This window comes from Solirubrobacter pauli (assembly GCF_003633755.1).
Taxonomy (GTDB): Bacteria; Actinomycetota; Thermoleophilia; order Solirubrobacterales; family Solirubrobacteraceae; genus Solirubrobacter; species Solirubrobacter pauli.
Genome location: NZ_RBIL01000002.1, coordinates 659923 through 678609, shown reverse-complemented (window position 1 = coordinate 678609; position 18687 = coordinate 659923). Strand labels below are relative to the sequence as shown.

Sequence of the window (18687 nt, the reverse complement as noted above, 5' to 3'; positions counted from 1 at the left end):
TTGGCCTGCGCCATGGTCGGCAGCAGGATCGGGAGCGTCAGGGCGGTGGTGGTCGCGATGACCTTGATCTTCTTCATGGGCGGCACTTTCGGCTCAGCCGGTTTCCTCGCGGTAAAGCGGCGGTTAGAGGCGCGGATCGACCGGCTCGGACTCCAGCGCGAGCACCGCGAACACGCACTCGTGCACGCGGTAGAGCGGCTCGCCGCGCACGAAGCGCTCCAGCGCCTCGATGCCGAGCGCGAACTCGCGCGAGGCCAGGCTGCGCTTGCGGCCCAGGCCACGTGAGCGCAGCCGGCCGATCTGGTCGGGAGCGTCGTACTCGGGGCCGTAGATGATCCGCAGGTACTCGCGGCCGCGGCACTTGATGCCCGGCTGCGCCATCCCGCGCCGGCCGCGCGCGGTGAACGCGTGCGGCTTGACCACCATGCCCTCGCCGCCGCCCGCGGTCAGCTCCTCCCACCAGGCGGTGGCGGCGGCCTCGCTCGCGGGGTCGGTGAGGTCGACGACACGCCGCTCGGTGCGCCGGATCCAGTCCGGATCGGCGGCGACGAGCGCGTCGCACAGCTCCAGGTGCCACCCGTGGTCGCGCTCGGCGAACGCGCCCGACTCGGCGGCGAGCACGTGGAACGGCGCCAGCCGCAGGTCCTCGAGCCCGGCGACGGGCCAGTTGTAGCGGCGGTAGGCGTCCACGTAGCCGCCGACGCGCGCGGCGCGACCCGCCGTGCGCTCCAGCAGCGCGGCCACGTCCAGGCCACGGGCGGCGGCCGTCCGCAGCGTCTCGGTCGTCGCGGCCAGCGCCGCCGTCCCCGCCGCGCCCACCGGCGCGTACTGGCGCTCGATCAGCTCCTGTGCCTTGGCCGACCACGGCAGCAGCTCGCAGTCGAGCACGAACCAGTCGCTCGCGAGCGACTCCCACAGGCCCGCGCGGTCCGCGGCGGCGCGGATCCGGGCGAGCGCGGGCTCGGCGTCGTCGAGGAACGGGCGCCCCGTGCGCGTGTACAGCGCGCCGGTGCCGTCGCCGCCGAAGCGGGCCTTCGCCACGGACTCCTCCCGGCACACGACCGCGATCGCGCGCGAGCCCATGTGCTTCTCCTCGCAGATCACGCTCCCGAGGCCCTCAGCCCGGTACTCGGCGAACGCCTCGCTCGGGTACTCGAGCGCGTCCGGCCGCTGCGACGTGGCCGTCGGCGCCATCGTCGGCGGCAGGTAGACGAGCCAGCGTGGGTCGATCGCGAACCGGCTCATCACCTCCATCGCGCCCGCCGCCGACTCCTCGCGCACGGTGACCGTCCGCGCGAAGCGGGTCTGGACGATCCGCTTGCCGGCGATGTCGTCGAGGTCGAGCAGCTGGTCGGGGCGCTCCTCGAGCGGCGTGAGCGGCCGGGCGGGCGCGTAGTACTCGCGCGCCGCGGGCACGCTCACCAGCTCGCGCTCGGGCCAGCGCAGCGCCGTCAGCGCACCGCCGAAGACGCAGCCCGTGTCGATGTTGATCGTGTGGTTGTGCCACTCGGGCGCGGCGACCGGCGTGTGCCCGTAGACCACGGTCGCGTTACCGCGGTAGTCCGCTGCCCAGTCCAGGCGGACCGGCAGGCCGAGCTCGTCGGTCTCGCCCGTCGTGTCGCCGTAGAGGGCGAACTCGCGCACGCGACGCGAGCTGCGGCCCTGGTAGCGCTCGGGCATGCCGGCGTGGGCGACGACCAGCCGCCCGCCGTCGAGCACGGCGTGGCTCGTCATGCCCTTCAGGAAGTCCAGGGCGCCGTCCACCGGGTCGGCCTCGAGCTGCTCGAGCGATTCGGCGAGCCCGTGCGTGATCCGCACGTCGCGCCCGCCGAGCTTGCGCGCGAGCTTGAAGTCGTGGTTGCCGGGCAGGCAGATCGCCGCCCCCTTGGCCTGCAGGTCCATCACGCGGCGCAGCACGCCGGGCGTGTCGGGCCCGCGGTCCACGTAGTCGCCGACGAACACGAGCCGACGTCCCTCGGGATGCCCCGCCTCGCCGTAGCCCAGCCGGGTCAGGAGCGCGTCGAGCTCCTCACGGCAGCCGTGGATGTCGCCGACGATGTCGAACGGGCCCTGCTCCACGCTGCGGTTCGTCCACAGCGGCGCGCGGACGATCTCGACCTCCGCGCCCTCCTTGACGACGTGCACGTGCCGGAAGCCCTCGCGCTGCAGGAAGCGCAGCGAGCGCCGCAGCTCGCGCGACTGGCGGCGGATCACGTGCTCGCCGAAGTCGCGGTCCGGCCGCGTGGCGTTGCGCGCCTGGCAGACGCTCTCGGGCACGTCGAGGACGATCGCGGTCGCGAACAGGTCGTGGTCGCGTGCCAGCTGCACGAGCGGCGCGCGGGCCTCCTTCTGGACGTTGGTGGCGTCGATCACGGTCAGCCGGCCGCGCTTGAGGCGCCGGCCCGCGATCTCGTGCAGCACCGCGAACGCGTCCTGCGACGCCGACTGGTCGTTGGCGTCGTCGGCCACGAGCGAGCGGCAGAAGTCGCTGCTCACGGTCTCGGTCGGCAGGAAGTGCCGCGCGGCGAACGTGCTCTTGCCGGAGCCGCTGGCGCCCATCAGCACGACGAGGCAGGGCTCGCCCAGCTCGATCTTCATCGCTCGAACACCGCCATCTGGGTGGGTGGGCCCGCCTCGGGGTCTTCGGGCCCGACCGGCAGGAAGCGGACGCCGTAGCCGTACGTCTCCGTGATCTGGGCCGCCCAGGCGGCGAACTCCGCGCGCGTCCACTCGAACCGGTGGTCGGCGTGGCGCATCTCCCCGGCGGGCAGCGTCTCCCACAGCCGGTTGTACTCGCGGTTGGGCGTCGTCACGACCACGGTCGGCGGCTGCGCGGAGCCGAAGACGTTGCGCTCGAGCGCACGCAGCCGCGGCGGGTCCAGGTGCTCGACCACCTCGACGAGCGCGGCCGCGTCGTAGCCGCGGAAGCGCTTGTCCCGGTAGGTGAGCGGGCTGTGCAGCAGCGTCACGTTGCGCGCGTCGCGCAGTCGTCGCCCGGCGATCTCCAGCGCGCGGGCCGACACGTCGGCGCCGGTGAGCTGGACGTAGCCGTCCTTCGCGAGGCGCTCGAGCAGCGCGCCCGCGCCGCAGCCGAGGTCCAGCACGCGCCTCGCGCCCGTCGCCTTGAGCACGGCCTGGACCGTCCCCAGCCGCTGGTCGCGCAGGGACACGGGACGCTCGAGCGCCTCCTCCTTCTCGTCGGTCGCCGCCTCCGGCTGGGCCTCGTCCAGCGCCTGCAGCGCTCCGAAGACCAGGCGCTGCTCGTGCTTGAGGTAACGACGTGTGATCAGCGCGCGCTCCGGGTGCTGCGGTAGCCAGCCTTCGCCACGGCGCATCAGCTTCTCGATCTCGGCCTCGTCGACCCAGTAGTGCTTCTCGTCGTCGAGGACCGGCAGGAGCACGTAGAGGTGGGTCAGGAGCGCCGAGAGCCTCGTCGTGGCGGTGAGCACGAGCCCGACGTGGCGCCGGCTGCCGATGTCGCGCACGTCGACCGCGTAGCCGAGCGGCTCGAACAGGCGCCGCACGAGGTCCTCCCCGCCGCGGGCGGGCACGGCCGGCAGCTCGGCCACCAGCGGGATCGCCGTCGCGGCGAGCTCGGGGCTGCGGCCGTCCAGCGCGCTCTTGAAGACGGACACGAGCGCCACGCTGAGCAGCGAGGACGCCACGTACGGCCGGTCGTTGACGTAGTCGGCCAGCGCGAACGCGCTCTTGCCGCGACGCGTCAGGCCGACCGGATCGATCTCGAGCACCAGTGCGGCCGTGCAGCGCTCCTCGGTCGCCTCCGGGTAGAAGACGTGCGCGGTGCCGAACGGGAGCCGGAACGCCTGCACCCGGTCGGGGTGCTTGTGCAGCAGGAACCCGAGGTCGGTGGCGGGCCGGTGCGTGGTCGAGAGGGTCAGGAGCACGGCGCGGGACCGTACCGGACCGGTCGCTCCCAGATCGGGTTCGACTCCTTAACGACGAACGGCCCCTCTCGGGGCCGTCTCGTACTGCCGGGCAGGGACTCGAACCCCAAATACCAGAGCCAGAATCTGGCGTGTTGCCAATTACACCACCCGGCAACGGGTGCGCGGCGATCAGTATAGGAAGCTCGGAGCGCGGTTACGGCAACGACACCGCCAAACGGCTTCCGCGCAGGTATTCTCGGCGCTACATTGAAGCTCGGCCTAGCGGGGGCAGCCGCTCCCGCGCGATCGACGAGGAACTTCGCTCGCATGCCAGACGCCGGGAACGGCTCAGTTCAGCTGTTGGAAGCAGACCCCGAGCTCGCTCGCGGGCTGGACCCGCGTCGCGTGCGCGAGGTCAGCCAGCGATTGTTCGCGCGCTCGATCGACGTGCCACGCGGCCCATGGTCGCCGGCTCGTGCGTTGGCCGGCGGGACGAACCCGATCGGTCTCCTCGTGCTCGACGGCTTACTGGTCCGCGAGGCGATCGTCGGTGATCACCCGTGCGCCGAGCTGCTCGGCCCGGGCGACCTGCTGCGGGCCTGGGAGGACCGGGACGCCGAGGTCCTGCTCCCGCGCACCGTCGAGTGGAGCGCGCTGAGCCAGGTCCGGCTCGCCGTGATCGACCAGGCGCTCGCCGTCCGCGCGGCGCAGTGGCCGGAGATCTTCGCGTCGCTCGTGGAGCGGGCCGCGCGGCGCGCCGAGCGGCTCGTGGTCATGCAGGCCATCGCCCACCTCACCCGTGTGGACGACCGGCTGCTGGCCCTCCTCTGGTGCCTCGCCGAGCGCTGGGGCCGCGTCGCCCCGGGCGGCGTCGTCGTCTCGCTGCGCCTGCCGCACCGCACGCTCGCCGGCATGGTCGGCGCCCGTCGCCCGTCCGTCACCACCGCGCTGGGTCAGCTGATCGCCCGCGGTGAGGTCGAGCGCCGCCCGGACGGCGGCTGGCTGCTCCTGGGCGACCCGCCGGAGGCGCGTCAGCGTCCGGTGGACGACCACAGCAGCATGGCCTTCCAGCGCCACACGGCTTAGAGAAGAGTCGGCGGGGCGGCCCGTCCCCGGGGGGACGGGCCGCTGGCCGCTCGCGCCGCCCATGCCCACTGGGCCCAGGGCGGAGGGGTGCCCTTTGTTCGCAGGCGAGCGCGGGGTAGCGCTCTGGCGGCGTCGAGGTGCGTCTTGTTGCGAATCCTACGGCAAACGCCGTGTCAATTGCGCGGGTTGTCACCGACGAACAAGTCGGTGATGTCCTGCTCGATGCCCGGATCGAGCACGACGAGGACCTCGTCACCGGCCTCGACCACGGTGTCAGCCTTGGGCACGAAGCCCGACCCGCCGCGAAGCACCGAAATCACGAGTGCTCCGTCCGGCAGCCCCAGGTCTTGGATCTGCTGCCCGGCTGCAGGCGCCGTTGCGGAGACGACGAGCTCGATGATCTCGAGCCGCTCCTCCGGCAGGTCCAGCAGGTGCACGAGGCCGTAGCGCGGCACCTCGTGCTCGATCAGGCGCAGGATCAGGTCGGTCGCGCTCACCGCCGGCTGGATGCCGAGCAGCTTGAAGTGGTCCAGGTTGCGGGGGTTGTTGACGCGGGCGATGATCCGCTCGCAGAGGTACTTCTCCTTGGCGACCTGGCAGATCAGCAGGTTGTCCTCGTCGTCGCCGGTGACGGCCACGACCAGGTCCGCGCGCTGGATCCCGGCGCGTTCGAGCACCCACAGCTCGGTCGCGTCGCCGTACTGGACGGCGTGCTCGAGCTCCTGCTCGACCGTCAGGTACCGGCGGCGGTCCTGCTCGACGCAGGTGACCTCGTGCCCCTTCTCGAGCAGCTCGCGGGCGAGGTTCCAGCCGACCTTGCCGGCGCCCGCGATGATGACGTAGAGCCCTTCCTCCATCAGACGACCTCACCCAGCGCCGCCTGCTGCAGCTGCTCGATCGCGATCTGGGTCGGGCAGATGGTGTGCAGCCCCTGCTCCTGGTACCACGCCGCGCGACGCGGGTCGAGCACACGGGCGATCACCCGGTCGACCTTGAAGCGCCGCTGCGCGATCTGCGCGACCACCAGGTTGGTGTTGTCGCCGTTGGTGGAGGCGATGAACACGTCCGCCTCCTCGACGCCGGCTTCGATCAGCGCGTCGATCTCCATCGCCGTCCCGATCGTGAAGCGGCCTCCCGCTTCCTCCCAGGACGAGCCGAGCTCGACGTCCAGCCGCTCGTGCGAGAGCGGATCCTCATCCAGGACTGACACCGTATGACCGCGGCCCAAAGCCGACGTCGCGAGGGCCGCGCCGACGCGCCCTGCTCCGACCACGAGAACGAACACGGTCGAAACCCTAGCGGGCAGGCTCATCTTCGGACACGCCGTGGGCGTGTCCGAGCGGCAGCGGCGCCTCCACCGGCTGCGGACCCATCGGGTCCAGCGTGCGTGCCGCGGGCGGTGCGGTGAGGATCACGCGGCAGGTCGCCTTGTTGATCACGTAGCGGGTCGTCTCCCCCACGCTCGTGTCGTGCAGGCCGGGCTTGCCGCCCAGGCGCAGGCCGCCGCCCACGCGGGTCGGCTCCTCGGCCGCGAGCACGACCGCCTCCACGCCGCGGCGCTTGGCCTCCTTGACGATCGCCGCGCCCGCCTTGCGCGCCCGCACCACCGCCGTCGCGACCTCGACGCCCTCGTACTCCTCGCCGACGGCCTTCGCCCGCTTGAGCGCCGCCCGGGCGCGCTTGAGCTCGGCGTCGGGTACGCGTGCGTCGAGCGCGAGCGTCATCGGCACCTCGAAGACCCAGATCGCCTCGATCACGGCACCGGCCTCGTCGTCGCTCTCCTCGGCCGCGAGCCGGCCGGCCGTCTGCATGATGTCGTCGTCGAGCGGCGTGCCGAGCACCGGGACGAGGATCGAGCCGAACTCCACCTCGCGGGCCCGGCGCCGCGTCAGCGCCGACTCCGGCACGGTGACGCGCTTGAAGACGTCCTTCCCCTGCGAGATCCGGTACCCGAGGTAGAGCGATACCCCGGCGAGCATCCAGACGACGCCGACCCAACGGGCCGCCCCGTGCTCGACGAGGAGCGCGACCAGGGCCACGCCCGACAGGCCGACGCAGCCGATCGCCGGCAGCGGGAGCTCGCCGCCGCGGAACGGCACGTTGAGCGGCATCTTGTAGGGCCGGTCGCGATCGGGCTCGCGGTAGCGCAGGCGGATCACCGACAGCCCGACGATCATGAACGCGAGCGTCGCGCCGAACGCGCAGATCGCCGCCAGGAACTCGAGGTCGGCTGGGATCAGCAGCGCGATCGCGGTGACCGCGCCGAAGACGATGATCCCCACCGGCGTGGCGCGGGTGGGATGCAGCGAGCCGAAGGCGGACGGGATCTGCCGGTTGACGGACAGCGCGTAGCCGAGCCGCGAGAGCCCGAGCATCGCGGCCTGTGCCGCGCTGACGAAGATCAGCACGGCCGAGATCGCGATCAGGTACTGCAGCGGCTCGCGGATCCACGCCTGCTCGAACGCGTTCGCCACGCCGAGCAGCGGCGCCTCGACCCAGCGGCCGCCCGTCTGGGGCAGCACCGACGACGCCACCAGCGCGATCCCGAGGTACGGCACGAGCGACGCGAGCAGGCGGACGCCGATCAGCCGCCGCAGGCCGGCGCGGCCGATCTTCACCTGCCCGGCGAGCCCGGAGGACGCGTCGATGCCGCTGAACGCCACCAGGACGAGCGGGAACGCGAACACGACGTCCTCGAGCGACGGCGTGCCGGCCACCGCGGCCGGGTTGAAGAGCACGTCGGGCTCGAACAGCAGCGCCAGGCCGAGCACGACCACGAGCAGCTGCAGCACGAGGTCGCCGAGCACGAGCACGGCCGCGCGCTCGAAACGCTTGGGCCCGCCGCCGCGGATCGCCAGCAGCGCGACCACCAGCACGATCGCCGCGCCGATCAGGAACTCCGTCAGGCCGTCGCTGAACTCGCTCCAGAACAGCCCGAGGTAGTCCGTGGCGGCGAACGCGCACAGCGCCACGAGGATCAGGTAGTCCAGGCAGATCGCCCAGCCCGCGATGAACGACACGAGCTCGTTGAAGCCGTGGCGGGCGATGACGGTCGCGCCGCCACGCTCCTGGTGCAGCGAGGCGCCCTCGACGTACACCGGGACGATGAACGCGAACAGCAGCCCGCCCACGAGGAAGACCGCCCACGTGAGCCCGAGCGCCCGCTCGGCCACGAGCCCGATCGAGAAGTAGATCGAGGCCGCGATGAACCCCTGGACGATCCCGAACAGCGCGGGCGAGCCGAGCTGCTTGCGCAGCGACGGCTGCTTGACCTTCATCGCAGCCCCCGCTCGACGTAGATGCGGCATGCGCCCGCGGCGATGAACAGCACACCGACGATCAACCCGAACGCGACCGGCCCGCCACCGCCAAGGATCGTCCTCACGATCAAACCGACGCCGATGAGGATCATCAGCGCGGGCAGCACGTAGCCGCGCAGCGCCTTCACAAGATCAGCTCCTGGTGCCGGTGCTCGGATGGCGAGGACTCGATGATCACCCGGCACGGCCGCTCGGCGAGCACCGTCTCGAGGGTCTTGCCGAACACGGACGCGCCGTTGATCCGCCGCGGCAGCGGCATCACGATCGCGGCCGCGCGCATGTCGGTCGCCTCCTCGATGATCCGCCGGCCGGCCTGGCCGGGGCGCACGCGCTCGACGTGGCCGCTCACGCGCGCGCCAGCTTGCAGGCGCGCCTGCTCGATCAGCGTCTCGGCGCCGGCGGTCGCCTCCGGCATCGCCGCGTCGATCTTCAGCGCGCTCGGCACGGTCACGAGCGCGAGCACGTGGATGCCGCGCCGCTTGCGGGCCGCGAGCTTGGCGGCCGTGGCGATCACGGACTCGTCGTAGCCGTCGCTGAGCGGGACGAGCACGGAGTCGTACTCGGCCTCGTGATCGACGACCGGCTGCGGGATCGCGACCTTGTGCGTGGAGATCAGGTCCAGCCCCTGCGAGCGGCGGTACAGCAGGTAGACCACGACGCCGAGCGAGAGCCACACGACGCCCGTGATCGCCACGTCCGGGTGCAGGGCGATCGTCACGACGAGCGCGGAGAACGTGCCGAACCAGCCGAGGAAGGCGAACAGCGGCAGGTCGTGGCCGCGGAAGTTCCAGTTGCCGGGCGCGCGGTACGGCCGGGGCAGGTCCGGCCGTTTGATCCGCAGCCGGATGATCGCCGAGTGGGCGATCGTGAACGACAGCATCGCCCCGAAGGCGTACAGGTTCCCGAGGAAGGCCGCCTGGCCCGGCAACGTGATCAGGATCGCGAGGAAGCCGAACAGCAGGATGCCGATCCACGGCGTCCGGTACTTCGGGTGCAGCTGCCGGAGCCGGTCCGGCAGTTGGCGGTGGATGCCCATCGAGTACACGAGGCGGCTCACGCCGATCAGCCCCGCGTTCGTCGCCAGGAAGAGGATCGTGGCGGCGAGGATGCCGACGTAGACCTCGGCCGGGGTCTGGAACGCGCCGAGGTTCAGGTTCGCGACCACGCCCGCGATCGGGTCGCCCGCGAAGCCGCCCTCCTCCTCGGACAGGCCGAGCAGCGTCGAGTACTCGCCCGTCACCGGGTCCTGCGTCACCGGCAGCGCCACGAGCGCCACCGCGGGGAGCGTGAAGTAGATGGCGAACACCGCGATCGCCACGCGCTTGATCGCGGCCGGGATCGTCTTGATCTCGTCCTTGGCCTCCTCGGCCATGTTCGAGATCGTCTCGATGCCCGTGTAGGCGATCATGCCGATCGGGATCGCGAGGATGAAGTCCTTCCAGGTCGGTGCCACGCCGAGCTCGACGTTGTCGATCAGCTGGCCCGGATCAGCGCCCAGCACGAGCGCCGCGCCGACCACCACGAGCAGCACCTGCGTGAGGAAGTCCACGACCGCGAGCGCGATGTTCAGCCCGGCGGACTCCTTGACGCCGACGACGTTGATCAGCGACAGCAGCGCGATGATCACCGCACCGGCGATGATGTCCCCGGGCGAGTGGCGCAGCGCCTCCCACCCGAACGCGCTGCCGAGGTAGTGCGGGACGAAGAACGCGGAGATCGCGACCGTCACCACGTAGTTGAGCATCTGGCCCCAGGCGGCGAAGAACGACCAGAACTCGTTGAACGCGCGGCGCGCGAAGCTCGAGGAGCCGCCGGCCTCCGGGTACATCGCGGTCGCCTCGGCGTACGTGGCGGCCGTGCACAGGAAGAAGATGCCGGTGATCAGGAAGACGATCGGCGTGAGGCCGAGCGCCAGCGCGGCCACGAGGCCGAGCGCGTAATAGATGGAGGAGCCGACGTTCCCGTAAGCGGTCGAGAAGAGGGCGTTGACCCCCAGGACTCGTTCCAGTCCTTCTAGTCGGCGTCTTGCCATATGCCGCGGGCGATTCTAGGGAGATGGGTGCGCGCGCCCATTGACGGCGCGTTACGACTCAGCCGAGTTCCCTCAAGGTCGCCTCGGCGTCACCGCGCACGACCTCGTCCTCATCTCCCTCGGCGATCGCCTTCAGGCGCTGCTTCGCCGCGGAGCTCTCGACCAGTCCGAGCGCGATCACGGCGGCGCGGCGGACGCTCTTCGCCTCGTCCTCGGTCGCCTGCTCGAGCGCTCCAGGCAACGTCCCGTCATCGCTCGCCACGCCCAGCAGGAGGATCGCGGTGGCGCGGTCGTCGGCGCTACCGGCAGCCTTGAAGCGCTGCTCCGCGTCCTTCGCGCTCACGGTGTCCAGCTCGCCCGCGGCGTCCTTGGCCACCTTCTCGGCGCTGGGGCCGTCGATGTAGAGGTAGCGGAGCTGGAGGGCGTCGTCGTGGATGAGGTAGACGCGCGTGTCGTCCTCGTCCCCGCGGTAGACGTCCTGCTTGGGCCGGTCCTCGGTCTTCTCGAGCGTGGCGACCATCGGCCAGTCCAGCTCCCAGGCGGCGTTGTCGACGTCGTCGGAGCTGACCTTCGGGTCTAGGGCGATGCGTTTCTTGGCCATGTCCTTCTATTTCATCTTGTAGAAGCCGAGAACCATCTGCTCGATCTTCTCGGCGATCGCCGTCTCGTTGGCGGCGATCGCGCCGCCCTCGGCCTTGATCTGCGCCGTCACCCAGCGGCTGACGAGCTCGACCTCGCGGCGCTGGAGCTCGCGCCGGTTCTCGACCTTGCCCTTGCTCTTGCCGATCATCGGGCGGTCTTCCTCGAACGCGAGCCCGCGCTCGGCCGCCGGGGCGCCGATGCCGGACATCGGGTACGCCCCGCGGCCCATCGGCTTGGTCGGCTGGCCGCCTTCCTCGGTCGGCTCGAACGCCTTGAAGGCCTCGTCGAAGGTCATGTTGCCGCTGCGGATCAGGTCCAGCGTCATCGGGCCCATGGCGACGTTGCCCTGGTTGCGGTGGGACTCGCGCACGAACATCAGGTACGCCATCTGGGCGACCATGTCGCCGTGCTGCGTTGACAGGCCCTCGGGCAGCTTGCCGGTGGCCGCGTAGCTGCGGATCATGAGGGCGAAGCGGGTGTCGGACATGCCGGAGGCCTTGATCGCGTCGGCCATCTCGGGGTAGCTGCCGATCTTGTCGACGAACTGGTTCGTCGCGCCGGCCTTCTGCTGCTCGCCGATCCGGTGGCGGTCTTCACCGGTCCGGTAGTACTCCTTGTGGCCCCACGGCTGCGCCGGGCGCTGCTGGTGGGCCTTGGTGCCACCCATGTAGCCGACGCCCGCCTCGATGTCGGTGTCCGTGCCCGGCCGTTCCTCCCAGTTCTTGCGGATGCGCTCGGCGGCGGCGATCACGTCGTCGCGCTGCAGGAGGCGCTCAGCGACCTTGTGCGCGAGCTGGCGCAGGCGCTCGCCGTTGAGCTCCGTGCCCTGGCCGATCTCGGCGAAGGGGTTGACGGTCGCGACGATCTGGACGCTGTTGCCGCCCTTCTTGGCCTCGAGCTTGGAGAGGCGGTACATGAGCCGCCACGCGAGCAGCCGGCCCTTGAGGAACAGGCCCGTCGTGCCCTTGGCCATGAGCGCGGCGATCTTCGGACGCAGCGCCGCGGCGGCCTTGTCGAGCCGGTCCTGCTTGTCCTGCTTCTTCTCCTCGTCGGTCTTCTTCTGCTTCTTGCCGAAGACCTTGTCCTTGGCCTTCGTGACGCCGCGCTTGATCTTCTTCAGGCCGCCCTTGAGCTTCTTGCCGACCTTCTTCATGGCCGTCATCAGCTTCTTGCCGATCTTCTGGGCGATCGCCTTGATCTTGCCCGCGACCTTGGCGGCGGCGCCGGCGATCTTGCGCAGCAGGAACTGGCTGACGAACTCGATCACCGCGACGGCGGCCGCGGCGAGCGCGTTCGCGAAGGCCGGGCCTGCGTTGCCGGACTTGACGGCCTTCAGGAAGGCGATGAAGCGGTCGATCGCGGCGAGGATCTTCTGGATCGCGCCCCAGGCGGCCATCAGGCCCTGGACGACCGCCATCACCGCGCCCGCGGCGGGGACGATCATGGAGACGAGGCGCTCGACGAGCAGCGCGATGAGCGCGGGCGGGATCGCGGCCTTGAGCGCCTCGAAGGCCATCTTGCCGACCTGCGCCATCGAGATCCCGCCCTTGGTGAGCAGGCTCATGACGCTCTTGCCAAGCCCGAGCAGCGACTCCAGCTTCTCGTTGAACCAGCCCTGGACGGCGGTCTTGAGCGCGACCCAGAGGTGGTTCTTGATGCCGTCGACGACGCTCGCGCCCAGGTTGCTGAGCCACTGGCCCGGGTTGGACGCGATGTCCTTGATGATCGACGCGAACTGACCGAGGGCGGCGATCGCGGCCTTGGCCTTCTCGATCGCGGCCTTGACGACGCTCTTGACGGCGTCGATCGCGGCGCTGATGCCCTTCTTGAGCAGGTCCAGGCCCTGCTTGAGGGCGTTGCCGACCGCGGTCATGACCTTCTTGATGCCGTCCTTGACCGCCGTGACGATCTTGTTCAGCGCCGTGACGGCCTGCTTGACGCGGTCCTTGATCCACTTGCCGAACTTCTGGCGGGCGGCCGCGAAGCCGGGGATCAGCTTGTCGCCGATCGCGAGCAGCTTGCCCGCGACGGCCTTGACCTTGTCGGCGACGAACTTGACCGCGCGGTCGATGACGCTGTGCGCGAGCTCCTTGGCCTTGTTGATGGCCGTGGTGATCGCGCTGCGGACCTTGTTGAAGACCGCGGTGATGCCGTCTTTGACCTTGTCGTAGAGCGCCTTGGCCTTGGACGCGACCCAGCCGAAGAAGCCGCCGCCACCCTCTTCCTGCTTGGCCTTGTCCTTCTCGGCCTTAGCCTCCTCGTCGCCCTTGCGCTTGTGGTCCTCGGCCTCCTTGCGGCCGGCTTCGACGTGCTTGATCGCGTCGGCCTCGGCCCTGGTCTTCTCGGACTGGATGGCGGTCTGCGCCTCGCCGACCGCGCCGGTGGCCTCGAGCTTGGCGGCGTCGGCCTGCTGCTTCTGGTCCGCGGTCCAGTCCTGTCGAGCCTGGGAGACGCCGGCCTTGGCGGCGGCGTGCTCGGCGATCTGGTCGGCCTTGCCCTTGGCCTCCTCGGCTTGCGCCTCCTCGAGCGCCGCGGCCTTGGTCTGGGCGGACTTGGCGGCGTGCTGCTGCTTCTCGGCGTCGATCCGTGAGGCGGCCTGGGACGCTGCGGCCTTCAGCGCCGGGCCCTGCTCCTGCTCGGCGACGATGCTGGCCACGTCGTCGTCGGCACCCGGGCCGGCTGCGCCCGGCGCGGCCTGCGCTGCTCCGGCGGGGATCTCGGCCTTGATCTTCTCGGCCTTGACGGTCGGCGCGAGGTCGTTCTCGCCCGCGGGCTCGTTGGCCTCCTGCGCGCCCTGGGCCGTGGCCTTGCCCACCGTCTGGTCCAGGTGCTGCTTCTGCTCGGCCATCTGGCCGGGGTCCGCCGCGCCGGTGAGGCTCAGCTTGGGCGTGCTGATCTGCGGGACGGTGACCGCGCCGTCGGTGATCGGCAGCGCCTCGATCGCGGCCTTGATCTTGGCTCCGTCACCCTCGGCGACGTTGCCCTTCTCGTCGGGCTTGAGCGTCGGACCGGCCGGCAGCGGCGCTTTCGCGGGCGGCGCGGGCGTGGGCGCGGGCTTCTCGGGCGCGCCGCCGGTCTTCTCCGCCGCCTTGGGGGTGCTGGGTCGGCTCGGCGGCGTGCTGACGTGCTTCTCGTCGGCCGCGGGCGCGTCGGGACCGCCGCCCGCCTCGAGCTCGGGCGGCTGCGCCGCGAGCTTCTCGTGCTCCTTGGTGACGTGGTTGGCGGCGGCCTTCTCCGCGCCGCCCAGCGTCTCCAGCATCTGCGCGGGCTTGAGGCTCGCCGCTTGCGCGACCGCCTGGGCGGGGTCCGCGTTGCTGACGTCGGGCGCGGGCTGCTCCGGCTCGGCCTCGACGGCGCCGCCGCCTCCCCCGCCACCGCCACCGCCACCGCCGGTGACCTCCCCGCCGCCGGAGGCGCCGAGCGCCTCCATCTCGCCCTGCGCGTCCGCGGAGATCGCCGCCGGGTCGACCGCGGGCTCCTCGTCCGGCTCGGCCGTCAGGTCCTCGGTCGGCGGGGCGAGCACCTCGGTCGTCGCCGCGCGCGCGAGGACCGCCTCGCCGCCGCCTTCGCTCAGCGTGTCGGCTCCGGCCTCCTCCGCTTCGGCCGCCGCGGTCGTGGACTGCTCCTCGGCGCTCGGCTCGGCGACCATCTCGGTCTCGGGCACCGAGGCCACGGACGCCTCGGCCGCGACGACCTCTTCCAGCGACGACGGCACCGCCGCCTCGGCCATCGCCGCGGGCGCGGGCTCCGGGCCTTCCACGACGGCCTCGGGCGTGTCCTGCACGGCGGGCGTCGCCGCGGGCTCCGCCGTCGGGGCCGCCACGGACTCCGCCGCCACCGCCTCCGGTGCATCCGCTTCCGGCTGCGGCCCGGCGGCGAGTTGCTCGTCGATCGCGGTGAGCTCATCCTCCGACGGCCCTTCCGCCGCGGCGCCTTCGCTCTCGCCGCCGCCGGCCGCCCCGCCCGCCTCGGGCGCGCCGACCGGACCGCTCGCCACCGGCGCCACGCCGGGCGTCGCCGCCGCGAGCCCACCCGTGACGGCCGAAGCGATCCCACCCATCCCCCCGGCGATCGCGCCGACGTTCCCGAGCACGGACACCGGCCCGGCCGCCCCACCGCCAGCCGCGGCAACCGCCGCACCGGGCGCCGCCGCCACCTCGCCCCCGGCCGCACCGGCCAACGCTTCGATCCCGGGCCCGCCCGCACCCGCAACGGCAGCCTCGCCGGCCGGTGGCGTCGCCCCGGCCACACCGGAAGCCGCCGCCCCACCGAGAAGCTCCCCGGCCGGCAGCGTCGCCCCGGCCACACCGGGAGCGCCGCCCGCTGCCGCCAACTCACCACCGGCAAGCGTTGCTTGAGCCGCCGCGCCCCCTGCCAGCGCGCCCTGCGCCGCACCCGCGGCGCCCAGCACGTCCGTCGTCGCCGAGTCACCACCCGCAAGCGCGCCCTGCACCGCCGCCCCGGCAAGGCCCGCCGCGCCGCTCGCACGCGCGCCCTGCTCCGCACTCGCCGTGCCTGCTTCGTCCTGCGGGGCCGCTCCGGCGAGGCTCGTCGGCGCCCCTTCCGTCTCGCCCGACGGACCCGTCGTGGTCGCCTCGCGGCTCGCAAGCGCGTCCTGCGCGACCGCGCTCGCTGTGGGCGCGCCGGCTGCGCCACCTGCCGACGCGCCCTGGGCCGCGCCGGCGGCGTCTGCCGCCGCGGACTCGCCGCCGGCGAACGCGACCTGCCCCGTCTCGCCGACGCCGTGCGCGCCTTGCGTCGTCTCGCTTGCGGCTCTCGCGCCCGTCGACCCGGCGTCCTGTGCCGCGTCCGACGGACCCGCGGCCTCCGACTCGCTGTCCGGGGACCGTTCGGCCGGCTTGTCCTCCTCGGGCGCGACGATCGGGCGGTCTTCGGTCAAGGTGGACGGCGCGCGGGCGACGATCGCTCGCATCAGCTCGGCGTCGCCCGGGGCCGGGAGGGTCACCGTGCGAACCGCGGAGTCGGCGCGGCGGGCGCCGTCGATCAGGCCGGAGACGGCGGCGTTGCCGGCGCTGCCTTGCAGGCGCATGACGGTGCCGCGGGACATCGGGGGGCGCGAATGGCCCGCTCCGGCGAGGTCGGAGGCGCCACCGGAGAAGGCGGGCGCCGGCCCCGCGGACGTCGGGACGGCAGATTCGACTTGGGGTTCGCGCTCGGCTGCCTCCGCCACGTCGCGGCGAACCTACATGTCGATCAGGTCAACCGATAGGGCCAGTGGGGCAACGGCTCGGGCAACATGTGAGCCATGAGTGCTGCTGATTCTGCCGCCCTGCTCGTCGTGGACGTGCAGAAGGGCTTCGACGACGCGGGCTACTGGGGTCCGCGCAACAACCCCGAGGCCGAGGCGAACATCGGCCGGCTGCTCGAGCACTGGCGCGCCTCGCAGGGGCCCGTCGTGTTCATCCGCCACGACTCGACCGAGGAGCGGTCCCCGCTCCGGCCGGGCCAGGACGGCAACGACTTCAAGGACGTGATCACCGGCGAGCCCGACGTCCTCATCACCAAGCACACGAACTCGTGCTTCTACGGCGAGCCGGACCTGCACGGGTGGCTGCAGGAGCGCAACGTCAGCCAGCTCTTCATCTGCGGCATCACGACCAACCACTGCTGCGAGACGACCGCGCGGATGGGCGGGAACCTCGGCTACGACGTGCGCTTCGTCTTGGACGCCACGCACACGTTCGACCGCGGCGACCTGAACGCCGACCAACTCTCCCACGCGACGGCCACGAACCTCCACGGCGAGTTCGCGACGGTCATGACCACTCATGAAGCGATCCTTGCCTAGCGTCACTCTTTACGTAAAGCGCTCGCCAACATGAGAAGTGTCAGTTGGGGAACATCGTTCGCTCAACGGATCGACCGATTGACGGGACATGCGCTTCCCAGTCCGTGCCAAGCTGTTCGGTGCCTTCGGTGCCGTGATCGCGCTCATGTTCGTGCTCGGGCTGGCGGCCATCCACCAGCTCGGCGCGGTCGACGACCGAGCGACGTACCTCGGCGAGGAGAGCCTGGCGAGCGCCACGCTCACGAGCGCGGTGCGCGCGACGGCCGCGGATTACCGGCGCGTCCAGAACCACCTCGTGATCGCCACGCCCGCTGAGCGGGCCGACTCGATCACCGAGCTCAACGCGTACCGGGCCAAGGCCGACGAGCTGCTCGCCGAAGCCCAGGCCACCCTCACGGACGCCGAGGAGCGCGACCTCTACGCCCAGGCCCACGCCGCCTGGGACGCCGTCACGAGGGCCTCGGGCACGTTCGTCGAAGACGTCCAGGCCGGCCGCATCGCCCAGGCCGAGCAGCTGCTGCTCGAGTCCCAGGACGAGCTCAAGGCGCTCGACGCCGCCACCGCCAAGTGGAACGCGCACAACGCGCGCCTCGGCGAGGCCGCCGTCAAGGCCGCCCAGCACACCGCCAAGGTCGCCGACCGCACGATCTGGCTGCTGCTCGCCGCCGCCGCGCTGATCGCCGGCGCGCTCGCCTTCCTGATCGCGCGCGCCCTCACGGGCAACGCCCAGAAGATGCGCACCGCCGCCGAGGGCATCGCCGAGGGCGACGTCCAGCAGGACGTGACCATCACCAGCAACGACGAGTTCGGGGACACCGGCGCCGCCTTCACCCGCATGGTCGCGTACCTCGACGAGATGGCCGCGGTCGCCGACCGGCTCGCCGCCGGCGACCTCACCGCCACCGTCCGGCCCCGCGGCCCGCAGGACCGGCTCGGCAACGCCTTCGACACGCTCGTCAAGAACCTCCACGAGGTGATCGGCGAGCTGTCGCGCCAGGCCGAGGTCGTCTCGGCCGCCTCCCAGGAGATGGCCGCCACGTCCGAGCAGACCGGCCGCGCGGTCGGCGAGATCGCCGCCGCCGTCACCGAGGTCGCCCACGGCGCGGAGCGCCAGGTCAAGATGGTCGAGTCCACGCGCAGCGCCGTCCAGGACGCCGCCCGCGCCGCCGCGACCAGCGCCGGCACCGCCACCGCCACCGCCGAGGCCGCCGAGCTGGCCCGCCGGGTCGCCGTCGAAGGCGTCGAGGCCGCCAGGACCGCGACGGACGCGATGCGCGACCTCGCGTCCTCCTCCAGCGCCGTCGGTGACGCCATCAGCGCGCTGAGCGCAAAGTCCGAGCGCATCGGCGGCATCGTCGACGCGATCGCCGGCATCTCCGAGCAGACCAACCTGCTGGCGCTGAACGCCGCCATCGAGGCCGCCCGCGCCGGCGAGCAGGGCAAGGGCTTCGCGGTCGTCGCCGAGGAGGTGCGCAAGCTGGCGGAGGAGTCGCAGACCGCAGCGCAGACGATCGCCGGCCTCGTCGAGGAGATCCAGACCGACACGCGCAACGTCGTCGCGGTCGTCGCCGACGGCGCCCAGCGCACGCAGGGCGGCGTCGCCACCGTCGAGCACACGCGCGAGGCGTTCGAGCAGATCGGCCTCAGCGTCGCCGATGTCACCGACCAGGTCGCGTCGATCGCGGCCGCCGTGGACGAGATCAGCGCCGGGACCACCCGCGCCGAGACCGACATCATCGGCGTCGCCGACGTCTCGGAGACGTCCAGCGCCGCCGCCGAGCAGGTGTCCGCTTCCACGCAGGAGACGAGCGCCGCCGCGCAGGAGATCGCCGCGTCCGCGCAGTCGCTGGCGGCGACGGCCGAGCACCTCAACCAGCTCGTCCACCGCTTCCAGCTGACGTAGAGGGACAC

Annotated in this window: 12 protein-coding genes and 1 tRNA gene; 3 read left to right on the top strand and 10 right to left on the bottom strand. The window is 72.0% G+C overall.

What is annotated here, in order from left to right:
• Window positions 1–123: 123 nt before the first annotated feature.
• The 3 genes from C8N24_RS23070 to C8N24_RS23060 all read right to left on the bottom strand — a co-directional run bounded on the left by C8N24_RS23070 (window position 124) and on the right by C8N24_RS23060 (window position 4061).
• The gene (locus C8N24_RS23070; protein WP_121254558.1) at window positions 124–2598 is read right to left on the bottom strand and encodes a polynucleotide kinase-phosphatase; all 2475 of its coding nucleotides are present in this window, start codon (window positions 2596–2598) and stop codon (window positions 124–126) included.
• On the bottom strand, window positions 2595–3905 hold the full coding sequence (locus C8N24_RS23065) for a 3' terminal RNA ribose 2'-O-methyltransferase Hen1 (RefSeq protein ID WP_121254556.1): 1311 nt from the start codon (window positions 3903–3905) through the stop codon (window positions 2595–2597). Before C8N24_RS23065 ends, C8N24_RS23070 begins: the two co-directional genes overlap by 4 nt.
• Window positions 3906–3989: 84 nt before the next feature.
• A tRNA-Gln gene (locus C8N24_RS23060) sits at window positions 3990–4061 on the bottom strand.
• A 153-nt stretch (window positions 4062–4214) separates the two neighbouring features.
• Between C8N24_RS23060 and C8N24_RS23055 the strand changes: the two genes are divergently transcribed.
• A complete protein-coding gene (locus C8N24_RS23055; protein WP_121254554.1) occupies window positions 4215–4973 on the top strand; it encodes a helix-turn-helix domain-containing protein in 759 nt (252 codons plus the stop codon).
• A 173-nt stretch (window positions 4974–5146) separates the two neighbouring features.
• Here the strand turns inward: C8N24_RS23055 and C8N24_RS23050 are convergent, their stop codons facing one another.
• From C8N24_RS23050 to C8N24_RS23025, 7 genes are read right to left on the bottom strand one after another with little or no spacing between them, the layout of a single operon-like run.
• Complete coding sequence (locus C8N24_RS23050; RefSeq protein WP_121254552.1) at window positions 5147–5830, bottom strand: potassium channel family protein; 684 nt, start codon at window positions 5828–5830, stop codon at window positions 5147–5149.
• Complete coding sequence (locus tag C8N24_RS23045) at window positions 5830–6285, bottom strand: potassium channel family protein (RefSeq protein ID WP_121254550.1); 456 nt, start codon at window positions 6283–6285, stop codon at window positions 5830–5832. The genes C8N24_RS23050 and C8N24_RS23045 overlap by 1 nt, the downstream gene beginning before the upstream one ends.
• On the bottom strand, window positions 6269–8251 hold the full coding sequence (locus C8N24_RS23040) for an amino acid permease (RefSeq protein WP_170179340.1): 1983 nt from the start codon (window positions 8249–8251) through the stop codon (window positions 6269–6271). Before C8N24_RS23040 ends, C8N24_RS23045 begins: the two co-directional genes overlap by 17 nt.
• Window positions 8248–8421, bottom strand: coding sequence for a hypothetical protein (locus C8N24_RS34235; protein WP_170179339.1), 174 nt, complete (start codon window positions 8419–8421; stop codon window positions 8248–8250). The genes C8N24_RS23040 and C8N24_RS34235 overlap by 4 nt, the downstream gene beginning before the upstream one ends.
• Window positions 8418–10325: a universal stress protein gene (locus C8N24_RS23035; protein ID WP_121254546.1), complete on the bottom strand. Its 1908-nt coding sequence runs from the start codon at window positions 10323–10325 to the stop codon at window positions 8418–8420. The genes C8N24_RS34235 and C8N24_RS23035 overlap by 4 nt, the downstream gene beginning before the upstream one ends.
• Window positions 10326–10383: 58 nt before the next feature.
• A complete protein-coding gene (locus tag C8N24_RS23030) occupies window positions 10384–10926 on the bottom strand; it encodes a HEAT repeat domain-containing protein (protein ID WP_121254544.1) in 543 nt (180 codons plus the stop codon).
• 6 nt (window positions 10927–10932) lie between these two features.
• Window positions 10933–16035: a phage tail family protein gene (locus tag C8N24_RS23025; RefSeq protein WP_121254542.1), complete on the bottom strand. Its 5103-nt coding sequence runs from the start codon at window positions 16033–16035 to the stop codon at window positions 10933–10935.
• A gap of 198 nt (window positions 16036–16233) precedes the next feature.
• Between C8N24_RS23025 and C8N24_RS23020 the strand changes: the two genes are divergently transcribed.
• Together C8N24_RS23020 and C8N24_RS23015 are read left to right on the top strand one after the other, a co-directional pair.
• Window positions 16234–16776, top strand: a complete 543-nt coding sequence (locus tag C8N24_RS23020; RefSeq protein ID WP_121254540.1) for a cysteine hydrolase family protein — start codon at window positions 16234–16236, stop codon at window positions 16774–16776.
• 88 nt (window positions 16777–16864) lie between these two features.
• Window positions 16865–18679, top strand: a complete 1815-nt coding sequence (locus C8N24_RS23015; RefSeq protein WP_121254538.1) for a methyl-accepting chemotaxis protein — start codon at window positions 16865–16867, stop codon at window positions 18677–18679.
• The last annotated feature ends 8 nt before the right edge of the window (window positions 18680–18687 follow it).